Below are 11,159 nucleotides of genomic sequence, written 5' to 3'. Positions count from 1 at the left end.
AAACACCGGTTTTCATGCGATTTTGCGTCTGCTCGCCGGTGTTTGCGCTACCGGGGTGCCATCCGGATGGCGCCGTCCAGACGGATGACTTCGCCGTTGATCATGGGATTCTCGACGATGTGGACGGCGAGAGCGCCGTACTCGTCCGGCTTCCCCAGCCGCGACGGGTGCGGCACCTGCTTGCCCAGCGATTCGCGGGCCGGTTCCGGCAGACCGGCCAGCAGCGGCGTGTCGAACAGCCCGGGCGCGATCGTGACCACCCGGATGTTCTTGCTGGCGAGGTCGCGCGCTATCGGCAGGGTCATGCCGACTACGCCGCCTTTGGACGCGGAATAGGCGGCCTGGCCGATCTGGCCGTCGAACGCCGCGACCGAGGCGGTGTTGATGATGACGCCGCGTTCTTCACCGATGGGCTCGGTCTTGGCGATCCGCTCGGCGCCCAGCCGCAGCACGTTGAAGGTGCCGACCAGGTTGATGTCGACGATCTTGCGGAACGCATCCAGCGGGAATACGCCGTCCTTGCTGAGTACACGGATGGCGTTGCCGGTGCCCGCGCAGTTGACCACGATGCGTAGTGGGCCCATCGACTCCGCCGTGTCCAAAGCGGCGGCCACGCCGGCCTCGTCGGTGACGTCGGCTTGCGCGAAACGCGCACGATCGCCGAGTTCGGCAACCGCCTCTTCGCCCCTGAGGTCCAGCACGACCACCTGCGCGCCCGCGTCCAGCAGCCGCTTGGTGGTGGCCAGGCCCAGGCCTGACGCTCCTCCGGTGACGACGGCGACGGCGTCCCTGATCTCCATGTGAGTCCTTCTTCCTAGTGTCTTGGCCGAGCCTGCCAACCTACTGGTTGGTTGGGACTATACCCAGGCGCGAAGTATCTCTTCGACGTCGGTTACCGGTGCCGCAGGCGGGCGCGGCTTGTCCGGCGCGGTCCGGGAGAACCGTGGGGCCGGCATCGGCTGCAGCCCGCCGTCGGCCTCGTACAAGGTGTTCCGCTCGGTGACGTGCGGTTCGGTGTGCGCCTCGCCGAAGGCCAGCACCGGCGTCACACAGGCATCCGAATCGGCGAACACCTTGGCCCAATGGTCGCGGTCGTGGCTGGCGAAGGCCTGGGTCAGCAAGGCGCGTAGTTCGGGCCAGCGGGTGACGTCGTTCTGCGGGGGCAGGTTGGCGGCGTCCAAGCCGAGTCCCGCGATCATGGCGGCATAAAACTGCGGCTCGATGGCCCCGACGGCGACGTAGCGGCCGTCGGCGCATTCGTAGGCGTCATAGTAGGGCGCGCCGCCGTCGAGCATGTTGGTGCCGCGGACGTCGTTCCACATGCCCGTCGCCCGCATCGCCCACATCATCTGAACCAGGACGCTGGAGCCGTCGATCATGGCCGCGTCGATGACCTGCCCCTTGCCCGAAGTTTGCCGCTCCCACAGCGCGGAAAGGATGCCGACCAGCAAGAACATCGAGCCGCCACCGAAGTCGCCGACCAGGTTCAGCGGCGGCACCGGACGCTCGTTGACCCGGCCGATCGAATGCAGGATGCCGTTCAGCGAGATGTAGTTGATGTCGTGGCCTGCCTGTTGGCTGCGCGGGCCGGTCTGGCCCCAGCCGGTCATTCGGGCGTAGACCAGGCGGTCGTTGATCTTGGCGCAGTCCTCGGGACCCAGGCCGAGCCGCTCGGTCACCCCCGGACGGAAGCCCTCGATCAGCACGTCGGCCTTGGCGACGAGCTTGCGGACCAGCTCCCGGCCCTCGTCGGACTTGAGGTTGGCTGTCACGACGCGGCGGTTGCGCAACATCGCGTCTTTGGCCGGCCCGCCGGGCCCCTGCGAGGGGCGATCGATGCGTACGACGTCGGCGCCGAGGTCACCGAGGATCATCGCGGCATGCGGGCCCGGCCCGATCCCCGCCAATTCGACAACACGCAACCCGCTCAGAGGTCCCGCCATGGGTTTACCGACCTTTCGTCCGCTCCGACGTTGTTCGCATCTTCGCAGCCGCGGTCGGGGACCCTGCATCCCGGTCACCTACTGTGGAGCGCATGCCGGATTCAGGAATCGCCACCCTCGCCCGTGTCGCAGGTCTGGACGTCACGCTGACCGACGGCGTGCTGTCCGTGACCATCAACCGGCCCGATAGCCTCAACTCGCTGACCATTCCGGTGATCACCGGAATGGCCGACGCGATGGAGTGCGCGGCCACCGATCCGGAGGTCAAGGTAGTTCGTCTGGGCGGAGCCGGCCGCGGCTTCAGCTCCGGGGCGGGCATCAGCGCCGACGACGTGTCCGACGGCGGCGGAGTTCCGCCGGACGAGATCATCCTCGAGATCAACCGCCTGATCCGGGCCATCGTGGCACTGCCGCGTCCGGTGGTTGCCGTCGTCCAGGGACCGGCGGCCGGCGTCGGCGTCTCCATCGCTCTGGCCTGCGACGTCGTATTGGCTTCTGACAAAGCGTTTTTTATGCTCGCCTTCACCAAGATCGGCTTGATGCCCGACGGCGGCGCGTCGGCGTTGGTCGCCGCCGCTGTCGGTCGTACCCGGGCGATGCGGATGGCCCTGCTGCCCGAGCGATTGCCGGCCACCGAAGCGCTGTCGTGGGGACTGGTCAGCGCGGTCTACCCCGCCGACGAGTTCGACGCCGAGGTGGCGAAGGTGATCTCCAGGTTGTCGGTCGGGCCCGCGGTGGCGTTCGCCAAGACCAAGGACGCGATCAACGCCGCCACGCTCACCGAATTGGACGCCACGCTGGAGCGCGAGTATCACGGGCAGTCCCGCCTGTTGCAGGCGCCCGACTTCAAAGAGGGCACAAAGGCTTTCCAGGAGCGCCGGGACCCCAGCTTCACCGACGCCTGACCCGTTCGTCTTTTAAAGCACGCCGAACCGGCAATCCTTCCTCGCGTCGGCTCCGAATGACCGACAAGCGAGAGCAGAAGGAGACCCGTGCCGGCTGAACAAATTTCCTGCCTCGTCACCGGAGCGACCGGCTACATCGGTGCCCGGCTGGTGCCACGGCTGCTGGCCGAGGGTCACCGCGTTCGCGCTCTCGCCCGCACACCGGCGAAACTGGACGGCGTTCCGTGGCGCCCGAACGTCGAATTAGCACAAGGCGACTTGGGCGACGCCGAGTCGTTGACCGCGGCGTTCGACGGGATCGACGTCGTCTACTACCTGGTCCATTCGATGGGTACGTCAAAAGATTTCGCCGACGACGAAGCCCGCGCCGTGCGCAATGTCGTGGCCGCCGCGCGCAGCACCGGGGTGCGCCGCATCGTGTATCTCAGCGGTCTGCACCCACAGCGGGAAAGGCTCTCGCCGCATCTCGAATCACGCAAAGCCGTAGGCGATGCTCTCATCGAGTCGGGCATCGAGACGGTGGTGCTGCAGGCGGGCGTCGTCGTCGGGTCAGGGTCGGCGTCGTTCGAGATGATCCGGCATCTCACTGAACGGTTGCCGGTGATGACCACGCCCAAATGGGTGCACAACAGAATTCAGCCGATCGCGGTGCGCGACGTGCTCTATTACCTGGTCGCGGCGGCAACCGCAGCGGTGCCGTGCTCGCGGACGTGGGATGTCGGCGGCCCCGACGTGTTGAACTACGGCGACATGATGCGGGTCTACGCCGAGGTGGCACGGCTGCACCAGCGCTATCTGATCGTGCTGCCGTTCCTGACGCCGACGATCGCCAGTCTGTGGGTCGGGCTGGTGACGCCGATCCCGCCCGGCCTGGCGCGGCCGCTGATCGAATCGCTGGAATGCGATGCGGTGATGCGCGACTTCGATATCGACAAAATCATCGAGCCGCCGCCGGGCGGCCTGACCGGCTACCGCCGAGCGGTCGCGCTGGCGCTCGACCAGGCGTCGCGTGGCCTGGCCGATGCGACATGGGTTTCGCTGGAGTCCGAGGCCGCCGATCTCCTGCCCAGCGACCCGGACTGGGCGGGCGATGCCGTCTACACCGACGTACGGACCGCTGTCACCGCTACCGGGCCGGACGACATCTGGAAGACGGCCGCGCAGGCTGCGAACGGCAACCGATGGTTTCCCCTCGCCCCGCGGCGAGACCGGTCCGTCCAGCGCTGGCACATCGCGGAGCGTGAGCCGGGCGGCCGACTGCGGCTGCAGGCAGATGTGCGTTCGCCCGGTAAGGCGTGGCTGGAAATCACCGTGACGCCACAAGATCGCGGGGGCAGCCGCTACACCCAGCGGGCGATCGCGTTTCCTCGCGGCATTCGGGGCCGTGTCTACTGGTTCGTGTTGCGCCCTTTGCATGGCGCCGCGTTGCGCGCATTGGCGCGAAACGTTGCCGCGGCCGGATAGTCAGACGCCGAAGAGTGGCGGCAGTGCCAGCACCATGATGAGGCCCCACACGAAGTGGGTCAGCATCGGCGCGAGCACTCCGCCGCTGGCCCGGCGCTCGAACGCACACACGGTGCCGAGGATGATTCCGGCGAAGCCCAGCATCACGTTCCCGCTCGCCAGAGTGGCGATGACATACAACACGGTCGAAATCAGCACCGGAAAGCGCCGGCCCAGCGCGGTGTAGAGCGCGCCGCGGAAAAAGACTTCCTCGGCAATGCCGTTGACCAGCGTGATCAGCACGATCAGCAGAAAAGACCCCTGATTGGCATATAGCAGGACCCTGGTGATCAAGTGCGCAACCGGTGGAATCTCCCGGGCGACGAGTCCACCCACGACAAAGGCGCCCCCGAGTAACAACCCGATGGTGGTTCCGGTGATGACCGGGCGCTGGTTGCGGCCGCGCCAGCAGATGCCGCCCAGATGCAGCGGCCCGGACAGGAACGAACCGGACAGCCACACGGCGGCCAACGCCAGCGTCAGCCAGTAAAAGCTCGTCTCACCCGGATGCCGCCGCAGCGAAAAGCCGAGCAGCACCGCGCCGATCACCAGCGTGATGCCGACGACGACCCGCCTGCGCTGCACCACTCCAGGCGATTCATGGTGCGGCACAGCTACATTGGTGATCGCGCGGCGCATTTCGGCGATGACGCTGGTCCGGTACGGAGTCTCGGTCTGGGTCATGCAGGACGGACTTTCGGGGTCAGGGTGATCAGGATTTCAAGGCCGGTCCGAAGCGCTCCGGCGAGCGGACCCGGCACCAAGTCGACCAGGCTCAGCGTGGGCCGCGCGATCGGTGGCGTCACAGTCCGGAACAGCCGCCGGATACGGAGTGCGTCTCCGCCCGCCCATGCCGGATCGCTGTCGGCGAGGTGATGCGGGTCAGCCAGGGCGTTGACCGGCCGCGGCCGGTGCGAGCCGTTAGCGAGGGCCAGCCCGATGGCGTCGTCGACGCCCAGCAGGCCGCCGGGCGGATCGGGCACCCGATCCCGCAGGCTGGCATCGGAGGCCAGCATCGGGTGGTCCAGCGACTCGACCAGGTCCCCGGCCAGTCCCTGCGGCACCGGCAGCGCGAGTCCCGTCACCCGCGACGCCAGCGCCGGGGGAACCCGGGGCACCCGCAGCGCCGCGTGCCATCTGCCGGAAACCCGTGCATACGCCTTGAGCAGCTCCCGGTAGGACGTGGTGTCGGGGCCATGGACGTCATAGGCACCGGCAGGCACCCGGTCTGAGTCCGCCGCGGCGACCAGGTAATAGAGCACGTCGCGAATGGAGATCGGGTCGATCGGGTTGTCCATCCAGTCCGGTATCGGCATCAGCGGGAACCGGTCGCCGACGTAGCGCAGCATCTCGAACGACGTCGACCCGGCGCCGATGATCAGCGCGGCACCCAACCACACCAGTTCGGGTCCGTCGTCGACGGTCAGGGCCTCGGCAACTTCTGCCCTGCTGGACAGGTGCTCGGACAACGCTTGGTCTTCGGGCACGAAGCCGCCCAAGTAGACGATGCGCCGCACACCGGCTTCCCTGGACGCCGTCGCGACGGTGGCTGCCGCCGCCTTGTCGGTTTGCCGGAAGCCGGGCTGGCCGATGCCGTGTACCAGGTAATACACCACGTCGACCGGGCCCGCGGCCTGCATCGCAGCCCGCACCGACGCGGGATCCGACGCGTCGAGGGCAACCGGCGTTATGTCGTCGAACCAACCCAGACGCTTGAGCCGGGCGGGGCTGCGCGTCGCCGCCAGCACTTGGTGGCCGTCGGCCAGCAGGGCGGTGACCAGGCGCGATCCGATGTAGCCGGTGGCACCGGTGACGAGAATCCGCACGGGATCCAACCTACCTGTGCGGTTTTTCGCGCGAGCGTCGACCGTTTTTCGCGCGAGCGGGCGTGTTTGTACGATGACACGCCGTCACACGAGTACATTTGCGCGCGCTCACGCTGCCGAGCATTGAACTCGGACGGCGGCTGCAACGTGACTCACTGCATGGGCCGGAACACCGGGTCTACTCGAGTGGTAGTGATAGATCCGTGTATTACCTGCTGATCCTGGCCGTCGCGGTCGAGCGCATTGCGGAGCTGGCGGTAGCCAAACGCAATGCACGATGGTCCTTCGCCCATGGCGGCAGGGAAGTTGGTCGGGCACATTACCCGGTGATGGTTGCCCTGCACACCGCGTTACTGCTCGGCTGCATCGCGGAAGTATGGGCGTTGCACCGACCGTTCATCGGGTGGCTCGGCTGGCCGATGCTGGCGGTAGTGGCGCTCAGTCAGGGACTGCGCTGGTGGTGCATCTCGTCGCTGGGCCGGCGGTGGAACACCCGCGTGATCGTGCTACCGGACGCGCCCTTGGTGCGCCGTGGACCCTACCGGTGGCTGCATCACCCGAACTACGTTGCCGTGGTGGCCGAAGGACTTGCATTGCCGCTGGTGCATACCGCATGGCTGACGGCCGCCGGCTTCACGGTGGCCAATGCGATCCTGCTGACCGTGCGGATCCGGGTCGAGAATTCCGCCTTGGGATATACGCCGTGACGGGCTGCACATGACCGACTACGACACCGACCTCTTGATCGTCGGCGGGGGTCCCGCAGGTCTCGCGGCGGCGTTATACGCTCGGCGCCTTGGACTTTCGGTGATAGTGGCCGAACCGCGGGAGAGTCCCGTCGACAAGGCATGCGGCGAGGGGCTGATGCCCGGGGGTCTGGCGGAATTGACGTCGCTCGGCGTGGACCCCGCCGGCCTGCCGTTCCACGGCATCGCGTATCTGAGCGGACGCCGTCGGGCGCAGGCGCGGTTTCGCGCCGGGCCGGGCCGGGGTGTCCGGCGCAGCACGTTACATGCCGCGCTGGCGGCGCGGGCCAAAGAAGAAGACGCCGACTGGATTCGGGCGCGGGTGACCAGCGTCGAACAGGACGCGCACGGAGTGACGGCTGCCGGTATGCGCGCCAAATGGCTGGTGGCGGCCGACGGACTGCATTCGTCGGTCCGGCGCGCAGTGGGAATCGAAGCGACGGCCGGAACGCCGCGGCGCTATGGTGTGCGCCGGCATTACCGGGTGGCGCCGTGGTCGGAGTTCGTCGAAGTCCATTGGTCTCGTTGGGGCGAGGCGTACGTAACACCAGTGGAACCGGATCTGGTCGGCGTCGCGATCCTGTGTCGTGGGCGACCCGACCTCGCCTGGTTCCCACAGTTATCGCAGCATCTACAAGGTGCCAGTCGCGGACCGGCGCGCGGCTGCGGCCCACTGCGGCAAGTGGTTTCGCGGCGGGTCGCCGGACGCGTGCTGCTGGTGGGCGACGCTGCGGGATACGAGGACGCGCTGACCGGCGAAGGCATCAGCCTGGCCGTCAAGCAGGCCGCCGCTGCCGTCGCCGCCATCGCCGATGACGCACCTGAGTCGTATGAGGCTGCCTGGCAACGGATTACGCGGAACTACCGCTGGCTCACCCGCGGCCTGGTGCTGGTCAGCACGCCGCGGGCGACGCGCCGCGGCATCGTGCCGGTGTGCGCGCTGTTACCCGGCGCATTCCGGTACGGAGTCAACGTCCTGGCGTCGTAACGGATGGCGGCGACCCGTCCCCCGGCTTCGCGGGGGTGCCCCCAGCGCCCGGCTTCGCCGCGCTTGCGATCGCCACTAAGCCCGATGGTGGCGACCCGCTACGCCCGGCTTCGCCGCGCTTGCGATCGCCACTAACGCGCCTTCCAGACCGGCTGTCGCTTCTCGGCGAACGCAAGCGGCCCTTCCCGGGCGTCCTCGGATCTGATCAGCGAACGCATTTCCCGCATGGTCCGCTCCCAGCCCGCCTCCTCGTCGGCGATGACGCCGTCGTCGACCCCGTAGGCGATGCGCTTGCTGGCCTGCACCGACAGCGGCGCGTTAACGGTCACCCGCGCGGCCAGCTCGAGCGCTGCATCGAGCACCGAGCCGTCCTTCACCACCTGGTTGATCAGGCCCCATTGCAGCGCGTCGGATGCGCTCAGCGGATCACCGGTCAACAGCAGTTCCATCGCCACTCTGCGGGGCAGCTGATTCATGATCCGGAAAACCCCGCCGGCAGCGGCGATCAGTCCGCGTTTGACCTCCGGCAGCCCGAATTGAGCGCGTTCGTCGGCCACCACCAGATCACTCGCCAGCGCCAGCTCGGTGCCGCCGCCAAACGCGGTGCCGTTGACCGCGGCGATGGTGGGCTTGTCGATGAAGTGGTGCACGTAACCGGCGAACCCCCACTCGCCGTGGTCGGGGTGATACAGGTTCTCCCGTCGTGCGATCGCCTTGAGATCGGCTCCCGCGCAAAAGGATTTGTCACCGGCACCGGTGATCACGACGGCCCGCACCTCGGGATCGTTCTGTGCTTGTTCGAGCGCATTCCCGAGGGCGATGCTGACGGCCGCGTTGACCGCGTTACGAGCTTCCGGACGGTTGATCGTGATCACCATGACGTTGCCACGGTGTTCGACGAGCGCGCCGGGTTGCCCGGCGTCTGTCACAGCAGCTCGAGGATGGTCGCGTTGGCCTGACCGCCGCCCTCGCACATGGTCTGCAGGCCGTAGCGAATTCCCTTGTCCCGCATGTGGTATAGCAGGGTGGTCATCAAGCGCGCGCCCGAACCGCCGAGCGGGTGACCGAGCGCGATCGCGCCGCCGTTGGGGTTGAGCTTCTTCTCGTCGGCGCCGATGTCGCGCAGCCAGGCCAGCGGCACCGGAGCGAATGCCTCGTTGACCTCGTAGGCGCCGATGTCGCCGATGCTCAGGCCGGACCGCTTCAGGACCTTCTGTGTGGCGGGAATGGGCGCCGTCAGCATGATCACCGGGTCGGCTCCGGCCAGAGTTGCGGTGTGCACCTTGGCAATCGGCTTCATGCCCAGTGACTTGGCCTTCTCGGCGGACATGAAGAGCAGTGCGGCCGAGCCGTCGGAGATCTGTGAGGAGTTGCCGGCATGGATCACGCCGTCTTCCTTGAACGCCGGCTTCAGCGAGGCCATCTTCTCCATCGGGGTGCCGCGACGGATCCCCTCATCCTTTAGAACGGTGTTGCCGTCTTGGTCTTTGATGCCGACGATCTGGTCGTCGAAAGCGCCGGAATCCTGTGCGGCGGCCGCCTTTTCGTGTGATCCCAGGGAGAACTCGTCGAGCGCGACGCGGTCGAGTCCCCACTGCTCGGCGATCATCTCCGCACCAAGGCCCTGGTTGGGAATCTTGCCTTCGTAGCGGGTCAAGAACGACTCCGGGTACGGCCGTCCGCCGTTGGCCAGCGACGAGCCCATCGGGGTGCGGGACATCGACTCGACGCCGCCGGCGACGACGACGTCGTAGTGGCCGGCCACCACACCTGCCGCGGCGAAGTGCACGGACTGCTGGCTCGACCCGCACTGGCGGTCGACGGTCACTCCGGGCACGGTCTCCGGCCAGCCGGCCGCCAGCAGGGCGGTACGGCCGATGTCGAGGGCCTGCTCGCCGGCCTGCATGACGCAGCCCCAGATGACGTCGTCGACGATCTCAGGGTCGATGCCGGCTTTGGTGGCCAATCCGTTGAGGACCTGCGCGGACAGGTCGGCGGGATGCACGCCGGACAGCCCTCCGTTGCGCTTGCCGATGGGCGAACGTACAGCCTCGACGATGACGGCTTCAGCCATGATCAGGTCTCCTTTGACGCTTGTTATTAGGTCGATTGTCGACCAACGCGTTGGACGGGCGTCGGCCGGGGTGCGATTTAGCTATAAAACCTATGCTTCTGCCCGGCCGGGTGCGCGTTCGGACGGTATTCGGCACGAGCGCGCTGGCTGGACATGTGGCATCCTCCTCGACTCACTTGGTGGACAAAATCTGGTTCACAGCGACACTGCGCGGCTTACCCTTGGTTGCCCGGCGCGCAACGTTGGCTCGTGGCATCGAGTTGACGGCTTTCGGTGTGAAACCTCGGCTTTCGGTGTGAAGCCATGGCTTTCGGTGTGAGTGTAGGGCGGGAATCGGGGCAGATTTCCGCCCAGGCTTCACTCCCAACGCCCAGGCTTCACTCGCAAAGCCCAGGCTTCACGCGCAAAGCCACGGATTCTTGAAACGGGCTGGCCTGCAACGGTTGTCGCTCGGAGGCGCGCGGGACTCACGAGCAGCCGGCGGCTGTTAAGCACAGAAGTGTTGCCTGACACGTTGTGCGACAGCGTCTTACCAGCTCACCCGCCGGCGGGGTACCCCACCGACTTGATCTCGGTGTACTGGTCGAAACCGGCCACACCGTTCTGGCGGCCAACTCCGCTGTATTTGTAACCACCGAACGGTGTGTCGGCGCCGTAGGGAGCGCCGCCGTTGACGCCGATGAAGCCGGCCCGGATCCGGCGGGCCACCGCCAGTGAACGCTCCAGCGACCCCGACATGACGTTGCCCGCCAACCCGTACGCGCTGTCGTTGGCGATGCGGATCGCGTCCTCCTCGTCGTCGAACGGGATGACCGCCAGCACCGGGCCGAAGATCTCCTCCTGGGCGATCGTCATCGAGTTGTCCACATTCGTGAAAAGCGTTGGCCTGACATAGAATCCCTTGTCAAACCCGGTGGGGGCATCGGGGCCGCCGACCAGCGCCGTGGCTCCTTCTTCGACGCCCTTGCGGATGTAGCCCATTACGCGCTCGCGCTACGACGAGGGCGTGGCGATTCTCAAGAGCATCTACGATAACGTCACGTGCGGTGACCCGCAGGACCCCGGAACGTTGTGCGGTCCGGTGATCTCGGACAAGCAGCGCGAGCGCGTAATGGGCTACATCCGCAAGGGCGTCGAAGAAGGAGCCACGGCGCTGGTCGGCGGCCCCGATGCC

General features: G+C 67.1%; 11 protein-coding genes and 1 pseudogene. 5 read left to right on the top strand and 7 right to left on the bottom strand.

All coding sequences use genetic code 11. The features are described 5' to 3' along the window. Positions 1-47: 47 nt before the first annotated feature. Together A5791_RS15330 and A5791_RS15325 are read right to left on the bottom strand one after the other, a co-directional pair. Positions 48-800: a 3-hydroxyacyl-CoA dehydrogenase gene (locus A5791_RS15330; protein WP_067238278.1), complete on the bottom strand. Its 753-nt coding sequence runs from the start codon at positions 798-800 to the stop codon at positions 48-50. 57 nt (positions 801-857) lie between these two features. Next, on the bottom strand, positions 858-1,943 hold the full coding sequence (locus tag A5791_RS15325) for a CaiB/BaiF CoA-transferase family protein (protein WP_067238275.1): 1,086 nt from the start codon (positions 1,941-1,943) through the stop codon (positions 858-860). 92 nt (positions 1,944-2,035) lie between these two features. Between A5791_RS15325 and A5791_RS15320 the strand changes: the two genes are divergently transcribed. Both A5791_RS15320 and A5791_RS15315 read left to right on the top strand, forming a co-directional pair. After that, positions 2,036-2,848 (top strand): enoyl-CoA hydratase, encoded by an 813-nt coding sequence (locus A5791_RS15320; RefSeq protein ID WP_067238285.1) that lies wholly within the window; start codon positions 2,036-2,038, stop codon positions 2,846-2,848. 87 nt (positions 2,849-2,935) lie between these two features. Beyond that, a complete protein-coding gene (locus tag A5791_RS15315; protein ID WP_067238273.1) occupies positions 2,936-4,312 on the top strand; it encodes a DUF2867 domain-containing protein in 1,377 nt (458 codons plus the stop codon). Here A5791_RS15315 and A5791_RS15310 read toward each other — a convergent pair whose 3' ends face one another. Beyond that, positions 4,313-5,035, bottom strand: coding sequence for a CPBP family intramembrane glutamic endopeptidase (locus A5791_RS15310; protein WP_067238272.1), 723 nt, complete (start codon positions 5,033-5,035; stop codon positions 4,313-4,315). It lies immediately after the preceding gene. Further along, positions 5,032-6,177, bottom strand: a complete 1,146-nt coding sequence (locus tag A5791_RS15305; RefSeq protein WP_067238284.1) for an NAD(P)H-binding protein — start codon at positions 6,175-6,177, stop codon at positions 5,032-5,034. Before A5791_RS15305 ends, A5791_RS15310 begins: the two co-directional genes overlap by 4 nt. Positions 6,178-6,380: 203 nt before the next feature. On the opposite strand from A5791_RS15305, the gene A5791_RS15300 reads away from it, so the two are divergent. Next, a complete protein-coding gene (locus tag A5791_RS15300) occupies positions 6,381-6,884 on the top strand; it encodes an isoprenylcysteine carboxyl methyltransferase family protein (RefSeq protein WP_067238271.1) in 504 nt (167 codons plus the stop codon). A 10-nt stretch (positions 6,885-6,894) separates the two neighbouring features. After that, positions 6,895-7,911 (top strand): NAD(P)/FAD-dependent oxidoreductase, encoded by a 1,017-nt coding sequence (locus tag A5791_RS15295; RefSeq protein WP_067238268.1) that lies wholly within the window; start codon positions 6,895-6,897, stop codon positions 7,909-7,911. A gap of 131 nt (positions 7,912-8,042) precedes the next feature. Here the strand turns inward: A5791_RS15295 and A5791_RS15290 are convergent, their stop codons facing one another. From A5791_RS15290 to A5791_RS15275, 3 genes and pseudogenes are all read right to left on the bottom strand, one after another. Beyond that, positions 8,043-8,840 carry a crotonase/enoyl-CoA hydratase family protein gene (locus A5791_RS15290; RefSeq protein WP_082966943.1) on the bottom strand — a complete coding sequence of 266 codons (798 nt, stop codon included), beginning with the start codon at positions 8,838-8,840 and terminating at the stop codon, positions 8,043-8,045. Next, positions 8,837-9,985 (bottom strand): thiolase family protein, encoded by a 1,149-nt coding sequence (locus A5791_RS15285; RefSeq protein ID WP_067238266.1) that lies wholly within the window; start codon positions 9,983-9,985, stop codon positions 8,837-8,839. The genes A5791_RS15290 and A5791_RS15285 overlap by 4 nt, the downstream gene beginning before the upstream one ends. 537 nt (positions 9,986-10,522) lie before the next feature. Further along, positions 10,523-10,975 (bottom strand): annotated as a pseudogene (locus A5791_RS15275) (aldehyde dehydrogenase family protein); the annotation flags it as partial. A gap of 16 nt (positions 10,976-10,991) precedes the next feature. Between A5791_RS15275 and A5791_RS26045 the strand changes: the two are divergent. After that, positions 10,992-11,159: aldehyde dehydrogenase family protein (locus A5791_RS26045; RefSeq protein WP_369828078.1), on the top strand; the 168-nt coding region annotated here is incomplete at its 3' end.

The sequence above is a fragment of the Mycobacterium sp. 852002-51163_SCH5372311 genome, assembly GCF_001667115.1.
Lineage (GTDB): Bacteria > Actinomycetota > Actinomycetes > Mycobacteriales > Mycobacteriaceae > Mycobacterium.
Note: the sequence above shows the minus strand (reverse complement) of the source record. Positions and strands in the feature narration are given on the sequence as shown.

Coding starts and splice junctions, on each gene's coding strand:
- A5791_RS15310 (WP_067238272.1), bottom strand. CDS start 5,035: ATGACCCAGACCGAGACTCCGTACCGGACCAGCGTCATCGCCGAAATG.
- A5791_RS15295 (WP_067238268.1), top strand. CDS start 6,895: ATGACCGACTACGACACCGACCTCTTGATCGTCGGCGGGGGTCCCGCA.
- A5791_RS15320 (WP_067238285.1), top strand. CDS start 2,036: ATGCCGGATTCAGGAATCGCCACCCTCGCCCGTGTCGCAGGTCTGGAC.
- A5791_RS15330 (WP_067238278.1), bottom strand. CDS start 800: ATGGAGATCAGGGACGCCGTCGCCGTCGTCACCGGAGGAGCGTCAGGC.
- A5791_RS15325 (WP_067238275.1), bottom strand. CDS start 1,943: ATGGCGGGACCTCTGAGCGGGTTGCGTGTTGTCGAATTGGCGGGGATC.
- A5791_RS15285 (WP_067238266.1), bottom strand. CDS start 9,985: ATGGCTGAAGCCGTCATCGTCGAGGCTGTACGTTCGCCCATCGGCAAG.